Origin of the sequence: Rhodococcus sp. 06-1474-1B (genome assembly GCF_002258885.1) — a bacterium.
GTDB lineage: Bacteria > Actinomycetota > Actinomycetes > Mycobacteriales > Mycobacteriaceae > Rhodococcoides > Rhodococcoides fascians.
Map to the genome: position 1 here is coordinate 91,403 of NZ_NOYR01000021.1, position 24,869 is coordinate 116,271.

Consider the following 24,869-nt stretch of genomic DNA (forward strand, 5'->3'; position numbering starts at 1 on the left):
CAAACTTCTCCCACCGATGTCCTGGTCCAGGTCGCTGATCAAGGTACCAGTGCGACCTGTGTGAACCCGGCCGTCAGTTCTCGACCTGCACCGCATATCCCGCTGCACCCAGGGCGTCGAGAACCGTGCCGCGGTGATCGGGTCCGCGTGTCTCGACGGTCAACATGACGTCGACTTCCTCGAGACCCAGACGTCCCCCGGTGCGGGAATGCACGACGTCGACGACACTCGCACCGGCGTCGCGCACGACGCCCAGGACACCGGTGAGTCCGCCGGGCTTGTCCGAAATCGTCACCCGCACGGCCAGATAACGTCCACCGGCCCGAAGCCCGTGGGTGATGACATGAGTGAGCAGCAGCGGATCGATGTTTCCGCCCGACAGCACCGCGCACACCGACCCAGTCAGACCCAATTCCTCGGCCGAGTGCGTCATCAGCGCTGCCACCGCAGCGGCACCCGCCGGTTCGACGATGAGCTTCGCTCGCTCGATGCACAGCACCAAGGCGCGCGACAGCGCGTCCTCACTGACGGTCACGACGTCGTCGACCCAGCCCTGCACATGATCGAACGGCACCGACCCGGGGAGACCGACGGCGATGCCGTCGGCCATCGTCGACATCGACGTCAGCGCGATCGGGTGGCCCGCCTTCAACGACGCCGGCCACGCGGCCGCGCCCTCGGCCTGCACGCCGATAACCCTGACGTCCGGTCTCGTCAGCTTCACCGCAGCGGCGACACCCGCCAACAGTCCCCCGCCGCCGGTGGGAATCACGATGGTGCCGACGTCCGGCATCTGCTGCAGCAGTTCGGTTCCGAGCGTCGCCTGCCCGGCCACGATATCGAGATGATCGAATGGGTGGATGAGCGTGGCACCGGTACGGTCGGCGAATTCCCGTGCCGACGTCAGAGCCTCGTCGACGGTATTGCCCACCAGATGAACCGTCGCGCCGTACGCCTTGGTGGCGACGAGTTTGGGCAGCGACACTCCGACCGGCATGAACACCGTCGAGGTGATCCCCACCTGCGACGCGGCCCACGCGACACCTTGAGCGTGGTTGCCTGCGCTGGCCGCCACCACGCCTCGGGCGCGCTGGTCGGCGTCGAGTCGGGCGATCCGGTTGTACGCCCCGCGCGGCTTGAACGATCCGGTGCGCTGCAGGTTCTCGCATTTGAGGCGCACCTCGTGACCGGTCAGGTCGGACAGAATCCGTGACGCAACCACCGGCGTCCGGCGCATGACCGGCTCCAGCAACGCCTCGGCCGAGGCAATATCCGACGTGGTCACCCGAACGATTTCCGACACAACCGCAGTATGCCAGGAAGAATTGCGCCGCCGATCCGGCCGAGGTGCACCGCGTCACTACAGTTGTGGAGTGCAACACCACAGTGCCCACGACGAGTCGCGCGGAAGTCTGGAGATCAAACACCGTGCGCTTTCGAGAACGGCCATCGCGGCGGCATCGAAGGACCCCCGGGTCACCCGCACCACCGGCGGAATGTCGCGTTTGACCGGCCGCGAACTTCCCCGAGCCGACGTCACCCTCGGAGAGGACACCGTCTCGGTCAACCTCTACATCGGAGTGCGCTGGCCCTCGCAGATCACCGACGTGACCGAGTCGGTTCACCGCACCGTCGAGGCCGCACTGGCGACGATGACCGGCGTGCACGTGCATCGGGTGAACGTGCTGGTGTCGGATACCGCGCTGGACCGTTCGGCGCGCGGTTCTGCTGATGATGTTACTGCCGATGATGTTGCTGCCGATGATGTTGCTGCTGCGGTGGTTTCACCTCGACCACCCACGGCCGGTCCTGCGGCCATGCCCGTGGCGCTGGTGTTCGGGTTCGCCCTCCTCGCCGTGGCGTTCGTGGCCGGTCGCGAATTCTTCATCGCTCAGGGACACCTGGACGGCAGTCCATGGGTCGCCGATGCCGTGCACTGGGTTTCGCAACTGCACTGGCAGGGGTGGATGATCGCGCCCGCCGTCGGATCGATCGTCGTCGGTGCGCTCTTCGTCTTTGCGGGCGTCAAACCTCGGACGAGAACTCATTCGGAATTGGGCGGCCCGACACCCACCGTCTGGGCCACACCGACCGACATCGCTCGATTGTGCAGTGCTGCAGCGCAGTCCACCCGCGGAGTCGTGGACGCGCATACCGTCGTCACACGCAGGAAGATCGAGGTCCGGGTGCAGCGAGATCGAGCTGTTTCTCCGGACAGTGCCGACGCTGCCGTGCGCGCTGCCCTCGGTCCGTTACTGTCCGTCGCCGCGGGTGGGCGGCGTCTGACGGTGCAGCACTCGGTGTCGCAACCGACACGGGTGTCGTAGTGAAAACCTTTGTCGCAGGGGTGGATCGACTCGTTGCCGTCATCGCGGGAGCCACTCTCCTCGCCGGTGGCGGCTTCGCACTTGCGTGGCACTACGACGTTCCGTGGGCACGGGAGACGCTCTCTCGCTTCGAGCGTGCTCGTATTGCCGAACTGCCGCAGCAGGGTTGGTGGGTACCGACTCTGGCAATCGTCGTCGCGGTGACCGTCGTCGCGGCGCTGGTGTTGTTGATCGGCAACTTCTCACCACGCACGACCGGAACGGCGAGCGTTATCGAGGAGCCACACTTCTCGGCGCATGTGGACCTGAGTGCGATCGCGTCGGGCGTGGCCGCGGAGTTGGCGCAGTTCCCTGGCGTCAGACGGGCCAGGGGAACTGCCATCGACGACCGAGGTATGCCCACCATCACCGTATCAGTCTATGCTGCAGCCGATTTCGACGTCGTCGGCTTCACCGCCGAAACTGAGTCCCGCGCCGCGTTCGTGGCACGGTCGCTGGGCGGCGCGGACGTGGCGACACGCGTCCAACTGCACATCGACAAACGGACCTGACGTCACGTTACGGTGGATCCATGACGGCATCGACGCGCAGCAGATTCGAGCGATGGTCCGGCGGAATGCCCCTCTCTGTCCCGGTGGCATTCGGAGCGGTACTGGTGATCGTCGCGTTCGCATCGAAACTCGGTGACAGTTCCCTCTACTTCTACGTCCCTCTGGTGTTCGCGACGACTGGGACGATGATCTGGCTCAACGCCCGTCGTACCCCCGATCGAACCGGCCTGCTCCACGCCGCTGTCGGATCAGCACTGCTGACCGGATGCGGCATCGTGGTCGCGGTCTGCGGACTTGCCGGAGGCGTGATGCTGGACTCGACCACCTTCTGGGCATCCATAGCGGTGACCGCGGCAATTGCCGCACCCATCGGTGCCGGAATCACTCCGTTTTCATCGCCCCGAAACTAGTGCCGTAGCCCTCCCCCGTTCGGATCAATGCGCCTTTGTTGCATTCTGAGTGACTGAAATCTACATTGATCCCAGCCGCGGCGGGCGCAGCACTCGCGGTCTAACGGACTGCCGCGCCTTCGATGATCAGCACTCGAGCAGGACCCGCCCGAAACTGTTTGTTCGCGGCATCCGCCTCGACCATGTGCCACGCATCGTCGTGGCCTGCTAAGGCCTCCGCTGACTCCCAGTGTTCGAGGATCACAAATTCATCCTCGGTGCCGACGACTCGGTGCAGGTCGTACTGGAGACAACCCGATTCCACTCGAACCAGTGGTGCCAACTCGGCGAACGCCTGAACCTGGCGTTCGCCGAGACCGGTCTTCGTCTCCAGGGATACAACGAGTCTGATGGTCATCGCCGCATACTAACGCCTGAGGCACCTACAACCGCGGGTCCACCGGCTCCGATTCCAGTGCGAGTACCGCGAACACGGCTTGGTGGATGGAAAACAGCGGCTCACCGCGAATTGATCTGTCCAGTGCCTCCATTCCCAACGCATATTCGCGCAGCGCCATCGACTGCTTGTGTCCCACGTTTCGGTTACGCAGTGCAGTGAGTCGATTCGGGTCCGTGTAGTCCGCACCGTAGATCAGTCGCAGGTACTCCCGGCCACGAACCTTCATGCCGGGCTGCATCTTTCCGCGCGGCATGTTGGCCGCCGGTTTGACGACCATGCCCTCACCGCCCTGTGCCGTCAACTCCTCCCACCATGTCACCCCTGCCGCAACCGAATCCGACGACGACAGATCGACCTCGATCCGACGCGTCGTCGTGAACAGCTTCGGCGCAGTGGCCACCAGTCGATCGGCCAGTGCAAGGTGCCATTCGTGCGGGCGGTCCGCATACGTGCCGGCGTCGGAGGCCAACAGCTGGAACGGGGCGAGACTGACGCCTGCCAGTCCATCCGTCGGCCAGCTGTACCGCCGATACGCAGCAGTGAACTCGGCGAGGTTGCGCTGCCGAATCACGTTCCGTTCCTGCAGTTCGGACACGGCCAGGCCGCGCGAGGCCGCCCGAGCGAGCACCGACTCCTCGGCCTCGAGATTCGCCCGGGACACGGCCGCAGGTGCCGCATACTCGGACTTGATCAGGCCCTCCGCCTTGGCGGACCACGGCATCAGTTCGCAGTCGAGAACCAGCCAGTGCGAGGACAATTCGTCCCACACGCCGGCCCCCTCCAGAGCGTCGGCCACCCCAGCGATCAGCACCCCGGTCACGGTCTCGTCGAACACCGGCCGACCGGTCCGCGTGTACGCGGTGCCGAGGACACCGTCGGGAGCGTCGAACTTCGCCCGAACGGTGTCGGCATCGCGACACACCACGACGACCACCCGCGAGCCCATGTGCTTCTCCTCGCAGATCACCGTCGACGCACCGAGCGCCCGATACGCGTCGAATGCCTCCGTCGGGTACTCGAGATAACCCTCTCGTTCCGAGGTACGACTCGGTGCCATCGTCGGCGGAAGGTAGTGCAGCCACTGCGGAGCCAAGGCGAACCGGCTCATCACTTCCAATGCGCCCGCGGCATTCTCCGGCCGAATCGACACACGCCCACGCAGCGCAGTCTCCACTCCGGTCGGTCCGATGACGTCCGACAGATCCAGCGACGACGACTCCCGAACGAACCCGCCCAGCGGCCGGGTCGGCTCGTACCAGACCTGCTCCGCCGGCACCGAGACGACCTCACGCTCCGGATACCGCAGCGCCGTCAACTTGCCGCCGAAGACACACCCCGTGTCCAGACACGCAGTGTTGTTCTCCCACTGCACCTCCGGCACGGGAGTGTGTCCGTACAGCACAGTCGCCGACCCGCGATAGTCCTGAGCCCACGGATACCTCACCGGCAGCCCGAATTCGTCGGTCTCGCCGGTGGTGTCGCCGTACAGGGCGAAGCTGCGCACTCGGCCCGACGCGCGGTTGTGGTACTTCTCGATCAACCCCGCGTGCGAAACGACGAGTCTTCCGCCGTCGAGCACTAGGTGTGCGACGAGACCATCACAGAATTCGAGCACCTCGCGGCGGAACTCGTCGGTATCGCCGTCGAGCTGCTCGAGTGTCTCGGCCAAACCGTGTGAGGCAGTGACTTTCCGACCTCGCAGCGCCTTGACGAGCTTGTTCTCGTGATTGCCCGGAACTGCCAGTGCTGCGCCGTTTGCCACCATCCCCATCACGAGCCGCAGCACACCGACCGAATCCGGCCCACGGTCGACGTAGTCCCCGACGAACACCGCCGTTCGACCCTCCGGCGGCGTTGCACCGACTGCCCTACCGTCTGCGTCGCGCTCGAGCGTGTAACCCAAAGTCGTGAGCAGGCTTTCGAGCTCCGACAGACATCCGTGAATGTCGCCGATCACATCGAAAGGCCCGGAAAGCTCCCGGCGGTCGCTACGCAGCGGGGTACGAACGAACGTCGCCGACGCCACCGCGTCGACACCGTCGAGGACATGAACCGAGCGAAAGCCTTCTTTGGACAGCCCTCGCATCGAGCGCTGCAACTGGGACTGCTGGCGGCGCAGCACGTCTCGGCCGAACGTCCTGTCGCTGCGGTCCGCGTTGCGCTGTGCGCAGACCGGTTCCGGCACGTCGAGCACCACGGCAACCGGCAGGACATCGTGCTCACGAGCCAAGGCGATCAGGGCCTTGCGAGCCGCCGGTTGCACGTTGGTGGCGTCGACGACGGTGAGCAGACCGGCCCGCAGCCTGGTTGCGACGAGAAATTCCAGGAGCGCGAACGCGTCCTTCGTGGCGCTCTGCAGGTTGGGGTCGTTGCTGACCATCCCTCGACAGGCATCACTCGACACGGTTTCGTACGGGCCGAACCGGTCTGCAGCGAAGGAGGACTTCCCCGATCCACTGATGCCGACGAGGACGACGAGGGACAGGTCCGGAATCTCGTAGGTACTCACTGGGACTGCTCCTCTCTGGTGAATAGCGCGATCTGGGTAGGGCTGCCGAGCACGTCGTCGACGGGTCCGATGCGGTCGAAGCGAACGGTGTAGGCGTGTGCGTCCGCCACCGACGTTGCCCACTGCTCGAATTGGGCACGGGTGAACTCGAATCGGTGATCGACGTGCCGAAAGGCCCCGGCGTCGAGGCCCGGGTACAGCACGTTGTATTCCGAGTTCGGCGTGGTGACGAGCACCGTCCTCGGACGGGCCTCTCGAAAGACCGAGCGCACCAACGCCGGAAGGCGTTCGAGGTCGATGTGCTCGATGACCTCCATGAGCACCATCGCGTCGAATCCCTGCAACCGCACGTCGCGATAGGTCGCCGACGACTGGACCAGTTCGATGCGTCCACGCTGCCGATCCGACATCTCGTCGAGCCGGAGCCTGCGCTGCGCCTTCGCCAGCGCACGATCACTCACGTCGGCACCGAGTATCCGCTCGATTGTGTTGTGCGCAAGCAACTCACGCAACAGGCGACCCTCGCCGCACCCCATGTCGACGACCGACTTCACACCGGCATCACCGAGTGCAGCCAGCACCGCATGTACTCGCTGCTCGGCCAACGTCGGATCCCGTGGGATGACAACCTCTTCGGGGGCAACCGGGACCAGACGATCCAGTGCGGACTCGACGAGCTCCCGACGGTGCGCCAGATATCGGGAGGCGATCAGCGCCGACTCCGGATGATCACCGAGCCAATCCCCTGCTGCCCGAACGAGTTTGTCCGCCTCGTCCTCACCGACCCAGTAGTGCTTGGTGTCGTCGAGCACTGGCAGCAGTACGTACAGGTGCCGCAGCGCAGCCGACAGAGTGAAGGTGCCGGTGAGTACCAGATCCACGTATTCGGAGTCGCCCCAGTTCGGCTGCGTCGAATCCAGTGGGATCGGGGTGGTCTCTACATTCCATCCGAGGGGTCCGAACAGCCGAGGCGCAAGATCAGTCGCACCGCGCGACGGCGCGGCCGGCATCGTGACGATCAAATCGATTGCCGCAGAGACCAATTCGGTCCTTGTGGTACAGACGCCTGCCAGCGTCTGCTTGAACAGGCGAGACAACGCCACAGCAAGCCCTGACGCGGCCGGACTCTTGCCGTCTGTGGCGTGGAGCAGTACTGCGAGGGTTGTCCGCTCCGCCGAGACCTCGGGATACAACACCGTGGTCTCACCCATCGGCAGGTTGCGGGTCTGGACGCGATCGGGGTGCTTGTGCAACAAATACCCGATATCGGAGGCGCCCGGGAAATCGGTTGTGGCATTTGCAGTCACGGTCAGTAGCACCGCAGCGACGTTACGGGACAGCCGCGTCCGATGCGTCCCATTTTTCGGTCGTGTACTCCCCTCTACCCGCCGGATCAATGCGACTTTGTTGCAGTCTGAGCGACTGAAACCCACATTGATCCCGACGGGAGGGCCGTCCAACGGGAGGGCCGTCCGACGGGAGGGCCGTCCAACGGGGGGGGCCACACAAGGGAGGCCGCACATTGAGGAGGTCGCGTGCACACGCAAAAGCGGCACCCACCAGAAGGTGGGTGCCGCTGTCGTAGAACTGGGTGAAGCTAGATCACTTGATGATCTTCGTGACGCGACCGGCTCCGACGGTACGACCGCCCTCACGGATTGCGAAACGCAGGCCGACGTCCATGGCGACCGGCTGGATCAGCGTGACGGACATCTCGGTGTTGTCACCGGGCATGACCATCTCGGTGCCCTCGGGAAGGGTCACAACGCCCGTAACGTCCGTGGTACGGAAGTAGAACTGCGGGCGGTAGTTGTTGAAGAACGGCGTGTGGCGGCCGCCCTCGTCCTTCGAGAGGATGTAGGCGTTGCCCTCGAACTCCGTGTGGGGAGTCGTGGTGCCGGGCTTGATGATGACCTGTCCACGCTCGACGTCTTCGCGCTTGATGCCACGAACGAGGAGGCCGACGTTGTCGCCTGCCTGGCCCGAGTCGAGCAGCTTGCGGAACATTTCGATTCCGGTGACGGTGGTCTTGGTCGAGCCGGGGCGGATGCCGACGATCTCGACCTCTTCGTTGACGTTGACCGAGCCGCGCTCGATACGTCCGGTGACCACGGTGCCACGGCCGGTGATGGTGAAGACGTCCTCGACGGGCATGAGGAACGGCTTGTCGGTCTCACGGACGGGGTCCGGAACCGAGTCGTCGACGGCCTGCATGAGCTCCAGAACCGACTCGCCCCACTTCTCGTCACCCTCGAGTGCCTTGAGTGCGGAGACCTTGATGACCGGTGCGTCCTCGTCGAACTCCTGCGAAGCGAGGAGCTCGCGGACCTCCATCTCGACGAGCTCGATGATCTCGTCGTCGTCGACCATGTCGGCCTTGTTCAGTGCGACCAGGATGTACGGCACGCCGACCTGGCGAGCGAGCAGCACGTGCTCGCGGGTCTGCGGCATCGGGCCGTCGGTTGCTGCCACGACCAGGATTGCGCCGTCCATCTGAGCCGCGCCGGTGATCATGTTCTTGATGTAGTCGGCGTGACCCGGTGCATCGACGTGCGCGTAGTGGCGCTTCTCGGTCTGGTACTCGACGTGGGAGATGTTGATCGTGATACCACGAGCCTTCTCCTCCGGAGCCTTGTCGATCTGATCGAAAGCCGAGGCCTCGTTCAGGTCCGGGAACTTGTCGTGCAGAACCTTGGTGATTGCAGCCGTCAGCGTCGTCTTACCGTGGTCAACGTGACCGATGGTGCCGATGTTGACGTGCGGCTTCGTCCGATCGAACTTCGCCTTCGCCACTGTGTGTCCTCCTGGACTGATCTGTGCCCGCCCCTGCGGGGCAAGCACGCGTATGTGTTGTTACTTATTACAGGTCGAGCGTGGTCCAGCAAACGAAGAGAATTACTCTCCGTTGACCTTCGCGATGATTTCCTTCGCTACGTTCGCGGGAACTTCTGCGTACGAATCGAAGACCATGGAGTAGTTAGCGCGGCCCTGCGTCTTCGACCGAAGGTCTCCGATGTAGCCGAACATCTCCGACAGCGGAACCAGTGCCTTGACGATACGGGCACCGCTGCGTTCCTCCATGGCCTGGATCTGACCACGGCGGGAGTTCAGGTCGCCGATGACCTCACCCATGTAATCCTCGGGCGTGATGACCTCGACGGCCATGACGGGTTCGAGGATGACGGGGCTGGCCTTGCGGGCGGCTTCCTTGAACGCTTGTGAGCCGGCGACCTTGAAGGCCATTTCCGACGAGTCGACGTCGTGGTACGCACCGTCGAGCAGTGTGACCTTGACGTTGACCAGGGGGTATCCGGCGAGAACACCGTACTGCATGGCGTCCTGTGCACCCGCGTCGACCGAGGGGATGTACTCCCTGGGCACACGACCACCGGAGACCTTGTTCTCGAATTCGTAGGTCGCGCCATCTTCGCCCTCGAAAGGCTCGAGCTTGATGATGACCTTCGCGAACTGGCCGGAGCCACCGGTCTGCTTCTTGTGCGTGTAGTCGTGCTTCTCGACCGTCTTGCGGATGGTCTCGCGGTACGCAACCTGCGGCTTGCCGACGTTGGCCTCGACCTTGAACTCGCGACGCATACGGTCGACGAGGATGTCGAGGTGGAGCTCGCCCATGCCGCCGATGACGGTCTGGCCGGTGTCCTCGTCCAGCTTCACCGAGAACGTGGGGTCCTCTTCGGCGAGCTTCTGGATGGCTGTTCCCAGCTTCTCCTGGTCGGACTTGGTCTTGGGCTCGATCGAGACCTGGATGACCGGGTCCGGGAAGCTCATGGACTCGAGGATGATCTGGTTCTGCGGATCGCAGAGCGTGTCACCCGTCGTGGTGTCCTTGAGGCCGATGACGGCGTAGATGTGACCGGCAGACGCGGTCGCGATCGCGTTCTCCTTGTTGGAGTGCATCTGGAAGAGCTTGCCCAGACGCTCCTTCTTGCCCTTGGTCGAGTTGATGACCTGAGCGCCGGAGTCGACCTTGCCCGAGTACACCCGGACGTAGGTCAGCTTGCCGAAGAAGGGGTGCGTCGCGATCTTGAACGCGAGAGCTGCGAACGGCTCGTCTGCGGACGGCTTGCGAGTGATCTCCTTCTCCTCGTCGCCGACGGCGTGTCCGATGGTCTCGGCAACGTCGAGGGGAGACGGGAGGTAGTCGATGACCGCGTCGAGCATGGGCTGAACGCCCTTGTTCTTGAACGCGGATCCACACAGGATCGGGTACAGCTCGCTGTTGACCGTCATCTTGCGGATGGCGCCCTTGATCTCGTCGATCGTGAGCTCTTCGCCGCCGAAGTGCTTCTCCAGAAGCGCTTCGTCGGACTCGGCCACGGTCTCGAGCAGCTGCGTGCGGTACTCGTCTGCGCGCTCCTTGAGGTTTTCCGGGATCTCCTGGATCTCGTACTTCTCGCCGAGCTTGGTCTCGCCACTCCACACGAGAGCCTTCATCTGCACGAGGTCGATGACGCCCTCGAACTCGTTCTCTGCACCGATGGGCAGCTGGATGACCAGCGGCTTGGCACCGAGACGATCGATGATGGTCTGCACGGTGTAGTAGAAGTCCGCGCCGAGCTTGTCCATCTTGTTGACGAAGCAGATACGCGGCACGTCGTACTTGTCGGCCTGACGCCACACCTGCTCGGACTGCGGCTCGACACCTTCTTTGCCGTCGAACACTGCGACAGCGCCGTCGAGGACGCGGAGCGAGCGCTCCACCTCGACGGTGAAGTCGACGTGACCGGGGGTGTCGATGATGTTGATCTGGTTGTCGTTCCAGAAGCACGTCGTGGCAGCAGAGGTGATCGTGATGCCACGCTCCTGCTCCTGCTCCATCCAGTCCATGGTGGCTGCGCCATCGTGAACTTCACCGATCTTGTAGGAGATACCGGTGTAGAAGAGGATGCGTTCGGTAGTGGTGGTCTTGCCGGCATCGATGTGGGCCATGATGCCGATGTTGCGGACCTTGTTGAGGTCGGTCAGCACGTCCTGTGCCACGAGTTAACCCGCCTTGGTGTTGGAAGAGGTATTGCCTGAGCTGATCAACGCTCCGGCGGTATCGGATAGTTCCGAATACCGCCCGAGCGAGGAGATCACCAGCGGTAGTGGGCGAACGCCTTGTTGGCTTCGGCCATCTTGTGAGTGTCTTCGCGGCGCTTCACAGCGGCACCGAGGCCGTTGCTGGCGTCGAGCAACTCGTTCGCCAGACGCTCGACCATGGTCTTCTCACGACGAGCGCGCGAGAACGTGACCAGCCAGCGCAGTGCCAGCGTGGTGGAGCGGCCGGGACGAACCTCGACGGGCACCTGGTAGGTGGCACCGCCGACGCGTCGGCTGCGAACCTCGAGGGCCGGCTTGACGTTGTCGAGTGCACGCTTGAGCGTGACGACGGGGTCGGTGCCGGTCTTCTCGCGAGCCTGCTCGAGCGCCTGGTAGACGATGCGCTCTGCGGTCGACTTCTTGCCGTCGAGAAGGATCTTGTTGACGAGCTGCGTGACCAACGGCGATCCGTAGACCGGGTCGTTGATCAGCGGCCGCTTGGGTGCTGGGCCCTTGCGTGGCATATCAGCTCTTCTCCTTCTTGGCTCCGTAGCGGCTGCGAGCCTGCTTGCGGTTCTTGACACCCTGGGTGTCGAGCGAGCCGCGGATGATCTTGTAACGCACACCCGGGAGGTCCTTCACACGACCGCCGCGAACGAGCACCATCGAGTGCTCCTGCAGGTTGTGGCCCTCACCGGGGATGTACGCGGTGACCTCTACCGAGGTGGTCAGGCGAACGCGCGCGACCTTACGGAGAGCGGAGTTCGGCTTCTTGGGGGTGGTGGTGTACACGCGAGTGCACACACCACGGCGCTGGGGACTGCCCTTGAGGGCAGCGGTCTTCAGTTTCGCGACCTTGTCGGTGCGACCCTTACGGACCAGCTGGTTGATCGTTGGCATAAACCGGCTTTCTTCGTGTCGATAAACAGGGATCTAGCAGTTGGAGCAAGAGAACACTGCTCCTCACCCATGACGTCTCCGCGGGTCTCTTGCACCCCGCGGTCGGGTGTGTCGCATACCCCCACACGTCCAGCCGGTTGCGCGCTCTCGAGACGAACGTGCGCACGGCTGTACCTCGCATAGGCACACAAACGGTCCGGCCAGGCCGGACACGACCCATAACGATACCCGGCGGCGCGGCCTCGGGTCAAAACACCCTTCGCTCTGATACGCAACCTATCTGCTCAGGTTGAGTGTGAGGTCTGCCAGCTTCGCTGCCGCCTGGCAGGGATCGGGGTGTGCGACGCCCGGACGGTACTGCACCCACCACCCGAAGATGCCCGCCTGGTCCGCTCCGGCCGACACTCCGCACGAGTCCGGGTCGTTGGGCCGTTGGGCCTGTATTGCCTTGCGTCCCTGCACCGTTGTGTCGCTGACGGTGTACGTCATCTTCTCGTCGGCTGCCCGCTCGGCGGCCAGGGTGCCGGACTCGAACCAGTTGAACGTCACCTTCACGATGCCCGCGGAACCGATCAGATCCCATCGGCAGATCGCTCCGAAGAAGCCGCGAGCGATCTCGTCGGCTCCGGTGGCATCGGCAATCTGGTCGTCGGAGACGGCATCGCACTCGGTCAACAACTTGGTGAATTCTTGGTTGCCCGAGCCGGCGAAGCTCGCCGGCCGCGGCGTGCCCTCGACCGACTGAGAGCAACCGGCCGCGAGCAGCAGGGTCGCGGCGGCGGCGAAAACCCGTCTCGAAGTACTTGCTCGAGATTTCATTGCTTACGCTCCACGGTCAGCTTCGCCAGTTCGTTCCCGACGTCGCACGGCGGGCGCGCCGGGATCTGTTCGGAGTAGGTGACCGACCAATGGAAGAAGTCGTCGCCGAATTGCACACCGATCTCGCACAACGGGCCCTGCTCGGCTTCGAATCCGGGGTTGCCGTCGATGGCGATGTCCTTGGCCGGACGGCCGATCAGTTCGGACCCGGCGCGTTCGCGGCCGATCGGACTGCCGCGATACCAGGAGAAGCTGACACTCGGTCCGCTGATGGCCACGGTTTCCCACTGACAGCCGACGGAGTTGCGGGTGACTTGGGCAAACGGTCCGGCACCGAACGCGGCCTGCACCTCGGCGTCGCTGATCGATCCGCATTCGCCGAAGAACGGGCCGGGCTCGTACGCGGCCTTGCTCGTCGACGGCTCGGGCGCGGTATCGGCGGCGTCGGTATCCGAGCCACCGCAACCTGCGATCAGCGCGGCGACCGCGGTGATCACCAGTGTCACTCGCTTCATGCCGTCCTTCGCGTGCTGGTCCGATGCTGCAGTTCGCGTCGCACCGAACCTACCAACCGAACAGGGCAGCGGTCATGTGCCGTGCACAGCGCGTCCTTGGACGTACACACCCACGATGGCCGGCTCACGCATGGCCATCAGCAGGGCGAACAGGGTCTGGTCGCGGGCCAGCTCGGGGTCCTCGGCGCGCACGCCGTGGTCGACGGCCGCAGCCAGCTGCGGCCACGCGTCGGGATCGACGACGACGAAGTCCGCCTCTTTCCCCACGTCGAAGTTGCCGATGCGCTCCTCCATGTCGAGAGCACGTGCCCCGGCGAGCGTTCCGGTGAACAACAGTTCGGCCGGATGCAACGACAGGCCTGCGTCTCCCGGTTCGGAGATGTGCACCTTGAACGCGTCGGCCAGTACCTGCGGTAGTAGCCACTCGTCACCGCCACCGAAATCGGACCCGATGGCGATGGTGACCCCGGCGGCGACGGTTCTCTTCCACGGCATCGTGCCCGAGCCCAGGAACTGCTGCGAGGTGGGACAGTGCGCGATGGACGTACCCGTCTCGGCCAACCTCGTCAGTTCCGCGTCCTCGCAGTGCACCGCGTGCGCAAGGATCGACCGTCGACCCAGCAGGCTCTTGCCCCCTACTTTCGAGCCCGGCAGGAACTTGCCGTCGTAGGTATCGAGGTAGTTCTCGACCTGGTACGCACCCTTGGTGGCGTCGATCTCGCCGGTGCCCGGTCGGTTGTTCTCGTTGAGGTGCGTGTGGAAGTAGACGCCTCTGCCGCGTACGGAGTCGTAGAGCTCGCCGAGGTTCCTCAGCGTTTCCGTCGTCACCGACAGAGAAAAACGCGGTACGACGGCGACGTGCAGCATCGCCGTGTCGACGTCGCCGGTATCGGCGGCGTGCCACTTCTCTATCTCCTCGGACACCAGGCGGATCGCCTCGTCCTCACCGGTGATCAGTGCGTGCGCCGAGGCGGGGCCGGTGGTCTGGATCCCGCGGCCACTGACGATGCGCAGTCCGTGCTCGAGCGTCTCGGAGAACAAAGAATCCTGTGCGTGCGGGAATGCCGACCCGAACACCATGGCCTGCGTCGTCCCGGCGCGAATGCGTGCTGCGCAGAAGTCGCGCGCGGCCCCCGCCGCGAATTCCGGATCGGCGAAGCGTGCTTCGGACGGAAAGATGCACGTGTTCAGCCATTCGAGCAATTGCCCGCCGCCGTAGGAATCGCCGGCATAGGTCTGTGGGAAGTGGATGTGCGTGTCGACGAATCCAGGCAGTAGGAAGCCGGGCCGATGATCGAACACATCCGAATGGGCGTAGTGCGTTGATAGAGAATCGAACTCGCCGCAGTACTCGATCCTGCCGTCGCCGCCGACCACGAGGGCACCGTCGGGAATGGACACCAACGCGGTTGCGGCCTCGAGCACCGTGGGCGAGCCCGCGATGTGAAAGATATGGCCACGGTGGACGCGTGCGGAATCGGAAGTCACGAGCAGACTCAAGCACAGGTGGATCGGAACTGCAGATCGTGCGCGTCTAGTGCGCTACCGCTCCTACGGCGGACAGCCGCGCGTTCAGCGAGGCATCGAGCACATCGGCCCAGGCTCGCACGATTTCGACGCGGCGACGCGCGTCGTCGGTCAGGACGTCCGCGAGACCGAGCCCACGCGCCAGGTCGAGCGTCGCCTGGACCAGACGGTGGGTGACGGGATCGTTGTCGTCGACTCCGAGGTTCTCGACAGCCATCGTGTGTGCTCGACGACCGAATCGCTCTTCGAGAGGAACGATCCGATCGCGTAGCTCGGGGTCGGCCGACGCGGCTGTCCAGACCTGCAGTGCCGCTTTGAACATCGGTCCGGTGTAGTACTCGACGAGCCGTTCCACCACCAGTTTCGTTCGGCCGGGTCCGGGCGGAATCTCCTGTGCCTCGCGGCGAGCATGGTCCATCCGAGTGTCGAACATGTACTCGAGTGCCCCGGTGATGAGGTCCTCACGCGTCGGGAAATGGTGTTGGGTGGCACCGCGAGAGACGCCGGCGCGCTCGGCGACGACCCCGACCGTCGTTGCGCTCCAGCCCTGCTCGGCGAGCGAGTCGATCGTCGCCTCGAGGAGTCGCTGACGCGTCACCCTGCTGCGATCCTGCTTGGGTTCGCGCGCCATCACCATCTCCCTGCTCCTTCTCGACCTACTTTTCGGCAGCCCAGGACGGCGGCCTCTTCTCCAGAAAGGACATCATCCCCTCTCGGGCTTCCTCCGATGCAAACAACCTGGCCGATTGCTCGGCGACGGCCGTTCCGCGCTCGTCGATCTCGCGCCGGATCGCAGCGGTGGTGAGCTGTTTGGACTCGGCCAAGCCCTGCGGCGAGCACTTCCTGAACATGATCATGTAGTCGGCCACCGCGGCCGCGGGAACGGCGTCGGCCACGGTGACCAGCCCGATCTCCTGGGCCGTGGCACCGTCGAACGTTTCCCCGGTGAGGAAGTATCGACTCGCGGCCCGGGAGGTCAATCGCGGCAGCACGGCGACGGAGATGACCGACGCCGCCAGTCCGAGGCGAACCTCGGTCAGCGCGAACGAGCTTTCCGGTCCGGCGATGGCGACGTCGCACGCCGCCACGAGCCCCATCCCGCCTGCCCGCACATGACCGTCGATCTGTACGACGACGGGTTTCGGGGTGTCGATGATCAGCCGCATCAGATCCAGCATCTGCCGAGTCCGAAGCTCCGGGGACGCCCCGGCCTCTCTGAGGTCGGCACCGGCGCAGAACGTCGTGCCGGTGTGACCGAGCACGATCGTCCTGATGTCGTCGTCGTGCGCCGCAGCAATGAGGCCCGCTGTCAGCTCCTCGACCAACACCGACGAAAGCGCGTTTCGGTTCTGCGGCGAATCCAACGTCAAATACGCTGTGTCTTTGCCCGACTCGACGAGAACGGCCATCAGTAGCTTCTCGGCAGGCCGAGCGAGTGCTGGCTCACGAAGTTCAGGATCATCTCCCGGCTCACGGGAGCGACGCGGGCGATACGGGCGGCTCCGAGCATTGCAGCCAATCCGTATTCACTGCTCAACCCGGCACCGCCGTGGGTTTGGATCGCCTGATCGAGTGCCTTGATGCTGGCCTCGGCCGCAGCGTATTTGGCCATGTTCGCGGCTTCTGCCGCTCCGAAATCGTCGCCGGAGTCGTAGAGCACCGCAGCCTTCTGCATCATCAGCTTCGCCAATTCGAGCTCGATCTTGCACTGCGCCAGCGGATGAGACAGGCCCTGGTGCGCACCGATCGGCGTCTTCCAGACGGTGCGCTCCTTGGCGTACTTCACCGCCGCGTCGATGGCGTACCGGCCCATACCGACAGCCATTGCGGCACCGAGAATGCGCTCGGGGTTCAAGCCGGCAAACAGCTGCATCAGGGCGGCGTCGGCCTCACCGACGAGGGCCTCGGCGGGGAGCCTGACGTCGTCGAGGAACAGCACGAACTGGTGATCGGGCTCGACGATGTCCATCTCCATCTGCGTCTTCTGCAGTCCCGGAGCGTCGGTAGGCACGATGAACAGCGCCGGCTTGAGCTTGCCGGTCTTGGAATCCTCGGTCCGCGCAACGATCAACACGGCGTCGGCCTGATCCACGCCCGAGATATAGATCTTGTTGCCCTTCAAGATCCATTCGTCACCGTCGCGACGCGCCGTGGTGGTGATCTGGTGCGAGTTCGATCCGGCGTCGGGCTCGGTGATGCCGAAGACCATGATCTTGGAACCGTCGGCGAGGGCGGTGAGCCACTCCTGCTTCTGATCCGGTGTGCCGTACTTGCCGATGATGGTGCCGCAGATGGCCGGGCTGACGACGACGAGCAGCAGACCGGCACCGTGCGCGGCCAACTCCTCCTGCACGAGCGCGAGTTCGTAGATGCCTGCGCCTCCGCCGCCGTATTCCTCGGGCAGATTGACGCCGAGGAAGCCGAGCTTTCCCGCCTCGTTCCACAGTTCGGTCAGTGGCTCACCTTTACGCGCCTTGGGCAGCACGTAATCGATGTAGTTGTAGCGCTTGCCCAGTGACGAGACTGCGTTGCGCAGACCCTTCTGCTCTTCGGTTTCGATGAAACTCATGGTTGCTCCACTCCGTTATCGGTGACGACTGGCGTGTCGGTGACTACTGCCAAGACCTGTCCTACCTCGACTTGCTGACCCTGCTGCACGTTCAGTTCGGTGAGCACACCATCGGCGGGTGCAGTCACGGTGTGCTCCATCTTCATCGCCTCCAGCCACAGAATGGGCTGGCCCGCGGTGACGGTATCTCCCTGCGCAGCAGCAATTCTGATGACGCTGCCCGGCATCGGCGCAAGCAGTGATCCGGCCGCCACCTCGTCGGTGGGGTCGGTGAACCTCGGTGCCCGAGCCAATCGAACGGGGCCCAGGGAAGAATCCACGAACACGTCGGACCCGTAGGTGCTCACTGCGAAAATACGACGAATCCCGTTGTCGTCGAGCGTCACCGAGGTCGGTGTGTGCTCCACCAGTTCGACACCCTCCACCGAGGAGGTGAGTCCGCTGCGTCCGATCGAGTATTCGACGGTGATGTCGTTGTACGTCTTGCGCTGCGGTTGCGACCGGAGATTGCGCCAGCCGCCGGGTAGACCCCGGTTCACCCGAGCTCGCGAGACGTTGCTCGCCGCGTCGGCCAAGGCAGCCGCGAGCGCCGACAGTTCCTCGGCCCGGCCCTGCGCAAACGGCTGAGCCAGGACATCGAGGCCGTGCGTGTCGAAGAAGGCAGTATCGGTGTCGCCCGCCAGGAACGCCGGATGGCGCAGAATGTTCACCAGCAGATCGCGATTGGTCTTCAGGCCGTGAATGGTGGCGTTCTGCAGCGCTTTCGCCAACAGAGTCGCCGCTCGGTCCCGCGTCGGGGCGAAGGAGATCACCTTGGCGAGCATGGGGTCGTACTGCGTTCCCACCACGCTGCCCGTCTCGACGCCGGAATCGACTCTGATGTATCCAGCTTTGTCCGACACCTCGAACTGCGCACCGGGGATCTCGAATCGGTGCACGGCACCGCTCTGCGGCTGCCAGTCCTGAGCCGGATCCTCGGCGTACAGCCGAACCTCGATCGAGTGTCCCCGTGTCGTGGGCTGTTCGGCCGGTAGCCGCTCCCCCGCCGCAACCTGGATCTGCAGCGCAACGAGATCCAGACCCGTCGTGCATTCGGTGACCGGATGCTCCACCTGCAGGCGGGTGTTCATCTCGAGGAAGAAGAAGCTACCCTTTTCGTCGGCGAGGAATTCGACGGTCCCTGCACCCTCGTAGCCGATGGCCTCGGATGCCAGTGTGGCTGCCTCGAAAAGCTTCTCGCGCATGCCGTCGATGCGTTCGACGAGCGGCGACGGAGCTTCCTCGACGACCTTCTGGTGCCTGCGTTGGATCGAGCATTCACGCTCGCCCACCGTCCACACCGTGCCGAATCGATCGGCCATGACCTGAACTTCGATGTGCCGTCCGGTTTCGATGTACCGCTCGATGAACACCGTTCCATCGCCGAAGGCCGACAGGGCTTCTCGTCCGGCTGCCTCGAGCTCCGACTGCAGTGCATCGAGACTGCGGACGATGCGCATCCCCCGACCGCCGCCGCCCGCGGAGGCCTTGATCAGTACCGGTAGCTCGTTCTCGGTGACCGACTCGGGATCGAGTCGAGTCAACACCGGCACTCCGGCGTCGGCCATCATCTTCTTGGACTCGACCTTCGAGCCCATCGATTCGATGGCCTTGACGGGCGGTCCGATCCAGGTCAACCCGGCGTCGAGTACCTGCCGGGCGAATTCGGCGTTCTCGGAGAGGAATCCGTATCCCGGATGCACCGCGTCGGCTCCGGCCTGCACCGCGGCGGCGATGATCAATTCTCCGCGCAAGTAGGTCTCGGACGGGCTCTGCCCAGGCAGACACACAGCGGAGTCCGCCTCACGCACATGGGGAGATGCCGCGTCGGCGTCGGAGAAGACCGCGACGGTATCGATGCCCTCCGCGCGGCAGGTGGTGAAGACGCGTCGGGCGATTTCGCCGCGATTGGCCACGAGGACTTTGTTCAGCATGCGGGCATCACATCCGGAAGACACCGAAGTTCGCGGTGCCTTCGATCGGGGCAGAGGCGATGGCCGACAGGCACATTCCCACTACCGTGCGGGTGTCACGGGGATCGATGACGCCGTCGTCGTAGAGGCGTCCGGACAGGAACATCGGCAACGATTCGGCCTCGATCTGATTCTCGATCATCGCGCGCAGTCCGGCATCTGCCTCCGCGTCGAACGCTTGACCGCGAGCTTCTGCGGCGGCGCGTCCGACGATGGAGATGACGCCGGCCAGCTGTGCGCCACCCATGACGGCGGATTTGCTGGACGGCCAGGCGAAGAGGAAGCGCGGATCGAAAGCACGGCCGCACATGCCGTAATGGCCGGCTCCGTAGGACGCCCCGAGCAGGATCGAGATGTGCGGCACCTTCGAGTTGGAGACGGCGTTGATCATCATCGATCCGTGCTTGATCATGCCGCCTTCCTCGTATTCCTTGCCGACCATGTAGCCGGTGGTGTTGTGCAGGAACAACAGTGGCGTGTTCGACCGGTTGGCGAGCTGGATGAACTGCGTCGCCTTCTGCGATTCCTCGCTGAACAGCACGCCGCGTGCGTTGGCGAGGATGCCGATCGGGTAGCCGTGCAGCTCTGCCCAACCGGTGACGAGCGAGCCGCCGTACATCGGCTTGAACTCGTCGAAGTCGGAACCGTCGACGATGCGGGCGATGACCTCACGGGGATCGAACGGGATCTTCAGGTCGGTGGGGACGATGCCCAGCAGATCCTCGGGATCGGCGAGTGGCTCGATGACCTCGGCCCGTGGCTCGGGCCCCTTCTTCTTCCAATTCAACCGGGAGACGATGCTGCGTCCGATACGGATGGCGTCCTGCTCGTCGACGGCGAAGTAGTCTGCGAGACCGGACTTCCGGGCGTGCATCTCGGCTCCACCGAGCGACTCGTCGTCCGAATCCTCACCGGTGGCCATCTTCACCAGGGGCGGCCCGGCCAAGAACACCTTGGATCGTTCCTTGATCATGACGACGTGATCGGACATGCCGGGAACGTAGGCACCGCCCGCAGTCGAGTTGCCGAACACCAGGGCGATGGTCGGAATACCGGCCGCCGAGAGCTGCGTCAGATCGCGGAACATGCGCCCGCCGGGGATGAACACCTCTTTCTGCGTGGGCAGGTCGGCACCGCCCGACTCGACGAGAGAGATCACCGGCAGTCGGTTCTGGGTGGCTATGTCGTTGCCGCGGAACCCCTTCTTCAGGGTCCACGGGTTGCTGGACCCGCCGCGGACCGTGGGATCGTTGGCCACGATGAGACATTCGACACCGCACACGACACCGATACCCATGACGGTGCTGGCACCGACAGGAAAGTCGCTGCCCCACGCCGCAAGTGGGCACAGTTCGAGAAACGCGGAATCCTCGTCGATCAACAATTCGATGCGCTCACGGGCGAGCAGCTTGCCACGCTTCTTGTGGCGATCGACGTACTTCTGACCGCCACCGAGCAACGCCTTGTCGTGTTCGGCGTCGATCTCGGCCAGTTTGGTGTGCATGGCCTCGGTGGCACCGGTGTACTGCTCCGATGCGGTGTCGAGAGTGGACTTCAGCACGCTCATGCCTGGTACCCCAATCGTTTTGCGGCAAGGCCGGTGAGAATCTCGGTGGTTCCGCCGCCGATACCGAGGATGCGCATGTCGCGGTATTGCCGTTCGACCTCGCTCTCGCGCATGTACCCGAGTCCGCCGAAGAGTTGGACGGCTTGATTGGCCACCCACTCTCCGGACTCGACGGCGGTGTTCTTGGCGAAGCAGACCTCGGCGATGAAGTCACCGTCCTCCTGCATGGACCGCTCGACGAGGGAGCGCGTGTACACGCGAGCGATGTCGATCTTGCGCGCCATCTCGGTGACGGTGTTCTGTACGGATTGCCGTGCGATGAGCGGCTTTCCGAAGGTCTCGCGATCACGGACCCACTGCAGCGTCAGATCGAGGCACCGCTGCGCGCTGGCGTAGGCCTGAGCGGCGAGAGCGATACGCTCGGTGAGAAATGCCTGCGCGATCTGGACGAAGCCACTGTTCTCGGCACCGACCAGGTTGGCCACCGGAACCCGTGCGTCGACGAAGGAGAGTTCGGCAGTATCGGAGGCGCGCCACCCCATCTTGTCGAGCTTGCTGGTGACCTCGAATCCCGGTGTGCCCCTCTCGACGACGAGGAGCGACACTCCGGCTGCCCCCTCGCCTCCCGTCCGGACCGCGGTGACGACGAAGTCCGCACGGCACCCCGAGGTGATGTAGGTCTTCGACCCGTTGACGACGTAATGGTCGCCGTCTCTGACCGCCTTGGTCCGCAGATGACCCACGTCGGAGCCGCCGCCCGGCTCGGTGATCGCGAGCGAGCCGATCTTCTCCCCCGCGAGCGTCGGCCGCACCCACTTGTCGATCTGCTCAGGATCTCTCGCGGCAACCAAGTGCGGCAACGCAATTCCACAGGTGAACAGAGAAGCGAACAGTCCGCCCGACGCGCCGGCCTGGTGCATCTCCTCGCAGATCAGCACCGCGTCCGCGAGATCACCGCCGTCGCCGCCCACGTCCTCGGGAAACCCTGCGCCGAGCAAACCGAGAGCGGCCGCTTTCTTGTGCAGCTCGCGCGGGATCTCACCCTCGGTCTCCCACTGATTCATGTGCGGCGCAATGTCCTGCTCGACGAAACTGCGAACGGTCTTGCGCAGCTGCTGACGCTCCGGCGTCGTCCAGATGCTCATATGAGTGCTGCTTTCTTGTCGGGTCGTTCCGCAGGCTCCACTCCTGTGAACACGAGTGTTTCGGGGATGTCGATGTGCCGCGACCGCAGCCATTCACCGAGTCCCTTGGCCTGTGGATCGAATCTGGCCTGCGAGGCCACACCTTGGCCGAGGATGCCGTCGATGACGAAGTTGATGGCCCGCAGATTGGGCAACACGTGGCGCGTGACCGTGAGGTGCTCGGCCTCGGGCAGCATCGTTTTCAGGGTGTCGACGGTCAATGCGTGGACAAGCCAGGCGAATTCGTCGTCGGTGCGCACCCACACTCCGACGTTCGCGCTCCCACCTTTGTCTCCGCTACGGGCGGCGGCGATGGTGCCGAGTGGTAGTCGGATGGTGTCCTCGGCGGCTCGCGGTGCCGGCAGCTTCGGTTCGACCAGCGATTCCAGGACTCGCGTCTGTGCTGAGGGTGCAATGCTGCGTTCGGTGCCGTCGGCCAGGTGGGCCGTATGCGGTACGTCGTGTGCGTCGACGAAACCTGCGGTGAACACCCCGTACGGGGCTCCGTTTCCGGGCGGTGCGGTGACCGAGAAGCCCGGGTAGCTGGCAAGTGCGAGTTCGACCGCCACAGCCGAGAACTGGCGTCCCACCGCGTCGGGGTTACTGTCGCGGGCGACGCAGCGCAGCAACGCGCTTGCGGTTTCCTCGGTCTCGGCGTCGGGCTTGTCGGTACGCACCAGAGTCCAGTCCAACTCGGTCGGCCGGGCGGGCAACCACGACTCGAACTGCCGTTGCGCCAGTTCGGCTTTGGCCTCGATGTCCAGGCCGGTCAACACCATCGTGAACTCGTTGCGGAAGCCGCCGAGCGCGTTGAGCGAGACCTTGTAGGTGGGCGGCGGCGCTTCTCCGGTGACCCCGCTGATCGATACTCGGTTGCTGGACTCCTGCGCCAGGACCGCCGTGTCGATGCGCGCGGTGACGTCGGGGTTCGCGTATCGGCCACCGGTGATCTCGTACAGCAGTTGCGCGGTGACGGTACCGACGCTGACGGCACCGCCGGTGCCCTCGTGCTTGGTGATGACGGAGGATCCGTCGGCTTCGATCTCGGCGATGGGGAACCCCGGACGGGACATGTCGGCGATCTCGGTGAAGAACGAGTAGTTACCGCCGGTCGCTTGAGTACCGCACTCGATGACGTGGCCCGCGATGACCGCGCCGGCCAATGCATCGTAATCGGTTGTCGACCAACCGAAGTGAGCGGCGGCGGGGCCGACGATGACACTGGCGTCGGTGACGCGACCGGTCACGACGACGTCGGCACCGGAGTTCAGGCATTCCACGATTCCCCACGCACCGAGGTAGGCGTTTGCCGTCAGCGGGCTCCCGAGGCCGAGTTCGCCTGCCCTGCCGAGGAGGTCGTCGCCGTCCACGTAGGCGATCTTTGCGCCGGAATCGAGCTTCTCCAACGCCTCGACCAGTCCGCGCGGATTGAGTCCGCCGGCATTGGCGACGATCTTCACGCCCTTGTCGAGTGCCAGTCCGAGGCAGTCCTCGGCCTGCCGCAGAAAGGTTTTGGCGTAGCCACGGGTCGCGTCCTTCATTCGGTCGCGTCCGAGGATGAGCATGGTCAGCTCGGCGAGGTAGTCACCGGTGAGGTAATCGAGGTCTCCTCCCTCGAGCATCTCTCGCATCGCGGACAGTCGATCTCCGTAGAAACCGGAACAGTTGCCTATACGTACGGTCATGCTTTCTCGCGTCCTGCCTTGTCTCGTCCCTGTCCGGGAGGGCCTGCGAAGGCTTGGGCGATGGTGAGCCAGTGTGCGGCGTCGGCCCCGTCGGCTCGAACGTCCAGATCGTCGCGGTGTGCGCGCTGAGTGACGAGAAGGCAGAAGTCGAGTGCAGATCCGGTGACACGCTGTTCTGCGTCGTCGGGACCCCACGTCCACACTTCGCCCGAGGGTGCGGTGAGCTCGACTCCGAACGGTTCCGCCGGCGGAGTCTGCTCGTTGACGGCGTAAGCGAAATCCCGTGTCCGCACGCCGATGTGTGCGACTCCGCGGATTCGGTCGGTCGGCACGCGGGTCACGCCCAGCGCATCGGCGACATCCTGTCCGTGGGCCCACGTCTCCATGAGACGGGCGGTGGCCATGGACGCGGCACTCATGGGCGGCCCGAACCACTGGATCTTGACGCCCGACGGGACCTGCTTCAGCGCGTCCGTCATGGCGTGGCGGCGGGTTCGCCAGGCGCTCAACAGTTCCGGATTGCCGGCTTCCTCCTCGGCGGCGTCGTCGACGAATCCAGTGGGGTTCTCCCAGGCCTTTTTCAGCGTGCGGGCGAACTCCTCCTCGGCCGCGGTATCACCGGACGCTGCGGATGTGGTTCGCTCCGCGACGTGATCCGTCCACGACAGGTGCGCGATCTGATGTGCGATCGTCCAGCCCGCCGCCGGAGTAGGTGCCGCCCAGCGTTCGGGTGCCAGCTCGGCCACCAGCGCGTCGAGGTCGTTACCCTCGGCACGGAGATCGCCGACGAGTGAGTCGAGGTCTGCCATGGGACC

At 64.5% G+C, this 24,869-nt stretch carries 22 protein-coding genes; 3 read left to right on the plus strand and 19 right to left on the minus strand.

From position 1 onward, the window contains the following. Positions 1-73: 73 nt before the first annotated feature. Positions 74-1,237, minus strand: coding sequence for a threonine ammonia-lyase (gene ilvA / locus CH266_RS07350; RefSeq protein ID WP_217900928.1), 1,164 nt, complete (start codon positions 1,235-1,237; stop codon positions 74-76). Positions 1,238-1,373: 136 nt separating this feature from the next. On the opposite strand from ilvA, the gene CH266_RS07355 reads away from it, so the two are divergent. Genes CH266_RS07355 through CH266_RS07365 form a run of 3 tightly spaced genes read left to right on the plus strand, consistent with a single transcriptional unit; the run spans position 1,374 to position 3,288 of the window. Beyond that, a complete protein-coding gene (locus tag CH266_RS07355) occupies positions 1,374-2,327 on the plus strand; it encodes a DUF6286 domain-containing Asp23/Gls24 family envelope stress response protein (RefSeq protein WP_176457032.1) in 954 nt (317 codons plus the stop codon). Continuing rightward, positions 2,327-2,878 (plus strand): hypothetical protein, encoded by a 552-nt coding sequence (locus CH266_RS07360; protein WP_094715037.1) that lies wholly within the window; start codon positions 2,327-2,329, stop codon positions 2,876-2,878. The genes CH266_RS07355 and CH266_RS07360 overlap by 1 nt, the downstream gene beginning before the upstream one ends. A gap of 20 nt (positions 2,879-2,898) precedes the next feature. Beyond that, positions 2,899-3,288 carry a hypothetical protein gene (locus tag CH266_RS07365; RefSeq protein WP_094715038.1) on the plus strand — a complete coding sequence of 130 codons (390 nt, stop codon included), beginning with the start codon at positions 2,899-2,901 and terminating at the stop codon, positions 3,286-3,288. 100 nt (positions 3,289-3,388) lie between these two features. On the opposite strand, the gene CH266_RS07370 is transcribed toward CH266_RS07365, so the two are convergent. The 18 genes from CH266_RS07370 to CH266_RS07455 form a co-directional block, all read right to left on the minus strand. Then, entirely contained in the window at positions 3,389-3,685 is a 297-nt protein-coding gene (locus tag CH266_RS07370; protein WP_094715039.1) for a putative quinol monooxygenase, read from the minus strand. A 25-nt stretch (positions 3,686-3,710) separates the two neighbouring features. Beyond that, positions 3,711-6,236, minus strand: coding sequence for a polynucleotide kinase-phosphatase (locus CH266_RS07375; protein ID WP_094715040.1), 2,526 nt, complete (start codon positions 6,234-6,236; stop codon positions 3,711-3,713). After that, positions 6,233-7,543 (minus strand): 3' terminal RNA ribose 2'-O-methyltransferase Hen1, encoded by a 1,311-nt coding sequence (locus CH266_RS07380; RefSeq protein ID WP_255175863.1) that lies wholly within the window; start codon positions 7,541-7,543, stop codon positions 6,233-6,235. The genes CH266_RS07375 and CH266_RS07380 overlap by 4 nt, the downstream gene beginning before the upstream one ends. A gap of 295 nt (positions 7,544-7,838) precedes the next feature. Further along, entirely contained in the window at positions 7,839-9,029 is a 1,191-nt protein-coding gene (gene tuf / locus CH266_RS07385; RefSeq protein ID WP_008714056.1) for an elongation factor Tu, read from the minus strand. Between the two features lie 102 nt (positions 9,030-9,131). After that, positions 9,132-11,234: an elongation factor G gene (gene fusA / locus CH266_RS07390; protein ID WP_027498159.1), complete on the minus strand. Its 2,103-nt coding sequence runs from the start codon at positions 11,232-11,234 to the stop codon at positions 9,132-9,134. 95 nt (positions 11,235-11,329) lie between these two features. Further along, positions 11,330-11,800, minus strand: coding sequence for a 30S ribosomal protein S7 (gene rpsG / locus CH266_RS07395; protein WP_003941856.1), 471 nt, complete (start codon positions 11,798-11,800; stop codon positions 11,330-11,332). Position 11,801: 1 nt separating this feature from the next. Next, a complete protein-coding gene (gene rpsL, locus CH266_RS07400) occupies positions 11,802-12,176 on the minus strand; it encodes a 30S ribosomal protein S12 (RefSeq protein ID WP_027498160.1) in 375 nt (124 codons plus the stop codon). Positions 12,177-12,452: 276 nt separating this feature from the next. Beyond that, the gene (locus tag CH266_RS07405; RefSeq protein ID WP_027498161.1) at positions 12,453-12,995 is read right to left on the minus strand and encodes a DUF3558 domain-containing protein; all 543 of its coding nucleotides are present in this window, start codon (positions 12,993-12,995) and stop codon (positions 12,453-12,455) included. Continuing rightward, on the minus strand, positions 12,992-13,510 hold the full coding sequence (locus CH266_RS07410) for a DUF3558 domain-containing protein (RefSeq protein ID WP_027498162.1): 519 nt from the start codon (positions 13,508-13,510) through the stop codon (positions 12,992-12,994). The genes CH266_RS07405 and CH266_RS07410 overlap by 4 nt, the downstream gene beginning before the upstream one ends. A 72-nt stretch (positions 13,511-13,582) precedes the next feature. Further along, the gene (locus tag CH266_RS07415; RefSeq protein ID WP_032381323.1) at positions 13,583-14,998 is read right to left on the minus strand and encodes a guanine deaminase; all 1,416 of its coding nucleotides are present in this window, start codon (positions 14,996-14,998) and stop codon (positions 13,583-13,585) included. A gap of 46 nt (positions 14,999-15,044) precedes the next feature. Then, a complete protein-coding gene (locus CH266_RS07420; protein WP_027498164.1) occupies positions 15,045-15,668 on the minus strand; it encodes a TetR/AcrR family transcriptional regulator in 624 nt (207 codons plus the stop codon). A 25-nt stretch (positions 15,669-15,693) separates the two neighbouring features. Further along, a complete protein-coding gene (locus CH266_RS07425) occupies positions 15,694-16,446 on the minus strand; it encodes an enoyl-CoA hydratase family protein (protein ID WP_027498165.1) in 753 nt (250 codons plus the stop codon). Continuing rightward, positions 16,446-17,606: an acyl-CoA dehydrogenase family protein gene (locus tag CH266_RS07430; protein WP_037191352.1), complete on the minus strand. Its 1,161-nt coding sequence runs from the start codon at positions 17,604-17,606 to the stop codon at positions 16,446-16,448. Before CH266_RS07430 ends, CH266_RS07425 begins: the two co-directional genes overlap by 1 nt. Then, positions 17,603-19,579 carry an acetyl/propionyl/methylcrotonyl-CoA carboxylase subunit alpha gene (locus CH266_RS07435; protein WP_094715042.1) on the minus strand — a complete coding sequence of 659 codons (1,977 nt, stop codon included), beginning with the start codon at positions 19,577-19,579 and terminating at the stop codon, positions 17,603-17,605. Before CH266_RS07435 ends, CH266_RS07430 begins: the two co-directional genes overlap by 4 nt. 7 nt (positions 19,580-19,586) lie before the next feature. Next, positions 19,587-21,185 carry an acyl-CoA carboxylase subunit beta gene (locus CH266_RS07440; protein ID WP_094715043.1) on the minus strand — a complete coding sequence of 533 codons (1,599 nt, stop codon included), beginning with the start codon at positions 21,183-21,185 and terminating at the stop codon, positions 19,587-19,589. Then, entirely contained in the window at positions 21,182-22,330 is a 1,149-nt protein-coding gene (locus tag CH266_RS07445) for an acyl-CoA dehydrogenase family protein (RefSeq protein WP_032381318.1), read from the minus strand. The genes CH266_RS07440 and CH266_RS07445 overlap by 4 nt, the downstream gene beginning before the upstream one ends. After that, complete coding sequence (locus tag CH266_RS07450; RefSeq protein ID WP_094715044.1) at positions 22,327-24,054, minus strand: acyclic terpene utilization AtuA family protein; 1,728 nt, start codon at positions 24,052-24,054, stop codon at positions 22,327-22,329. The genes CH266_RS07445 and CH266_RS07450 overlap by 4 nt, the downstream gene beginning before the upstream one ends. After that, complete coding sequence (locus CH266_RS07455) at positions 24,051-24,863, minus strand: TIGR03084 family metal-binding protein (RefSeq protein WP_094715045.1); 813 nt, start codon at positions 24,861-24,863, stop codon at positions 24,051-24,053. The genes CH266_RS07450 and CH266_RS07455 overlap by 4 nt, the downstream gene beginning before the upstream one ends. Positions 24,864-24,869: the final 6 nt, after the last annotated feature.

Bases quoted from the DNA above. Each gene is read 5' to 3' on its own strand.
- rpsG (WP_003941856.1), bottom strand. From the start codon at position 11,800: ATGCCACGCAAGGGCCCAGCACCCAAGCGGCCGCTGATCAACGACCCG.
- CH266_RS07455 (WP_094715045.1), bottom strand. From the start codon at position 24,863: ATGGCAGACCTCGACTCACTCGTCGGCGATCTCCGTGCCGAGGGTAAC.
- CH266_RS07405 (WP_027498161.1), bottom strand. From the start codon at position 12,995: ATGAAATCTCGAGCAAGTACTTCGAGACGGGTTTTCGCCGCCGCCGCG.
- CH266_RS07430 (WP_037191352.1), bottom strand. From the start codon at position 17,606: ATGAGTTTCATCGAAACCGAAGAGCAGAAGGGTCTGCGCAACGCAGTC.
- CH266_RS07435 (WP_094715042.1), bottom strand. From the start codon at position 19,579: ATGCTGAACAAAGTCCTCGTGGCCAATCGCGGCGAAATCGCCCGACGC.
- ilvA (WP_217900928.1), bottom strand. From the start codon at position 1,237: ATGCGCCGGACGCCGGTGGTTGCGTCACGGATTCTGTCCGACCTGACC.
- CH266_RS07425 (WP_027498165.1), bottom strand. From the start codon at position 16,446: ATGGCCGTTCTCGTCGAGTCGGGCAAAGACACAGCGTATTTGACGTTG.
- rpsL (WP_027498160.1), bottom strand. From the start codon at position 12,176: ATGCCAACGATCAACCAGCTGGTCCGTAAGGGTCGCACCGACAAGGTC.
- CH266_RS07370 (WP_094715039.1), bottom strand. From the start codon at position 3,685: ATGACCATCAGACTCGTTGTATCCCTGGAGACGAAGACCGGTCTCGGC.
- CH266_RS07440 (WP_094715043.1), bottom strand. From the start codon at position 21,185: ATGAGCGTGCTGAAGTCCACTCTCGACACCGCATCGGAGCAGTACACC.
- CH266_RS07450 (WP_094715044.1), bottom strand. From the start codon at position 24,054: ATGACCGTACGTATAGGCAACTGTTCCGGTTTCTACGGAGATCGACTG.
- CH266_RS07420 (WP_027498164.1), bottom strand. From the start codon at position 15,668: ATGGCGCGCGAACCCAAGCAGGATCGCAGCAGGGTGACGCGTCAGCGA.
- CH266_RS07365 (WP_094715038.1), top strand. From the start codon at position 2,899: ATGACGGCATCGACGCGCAGCAGATTCGAGCGATGGTCCGGCGGAATG.
- CH266_RS07410 (WP_027498162.1), bottom strand. From the start codon at position 13,510: ATGAAGCGAGTGACACTGGTGATCACCGCGGTCGCCGCGCTGATCGCA.
- CH266_RS07445 (WP_032381318.1), bottom strand. From the start codon at position 22,330: ATGAGCATCTGGACGACGCCGGAGCGTCAGCAGCTGCGCAAGACCGTT.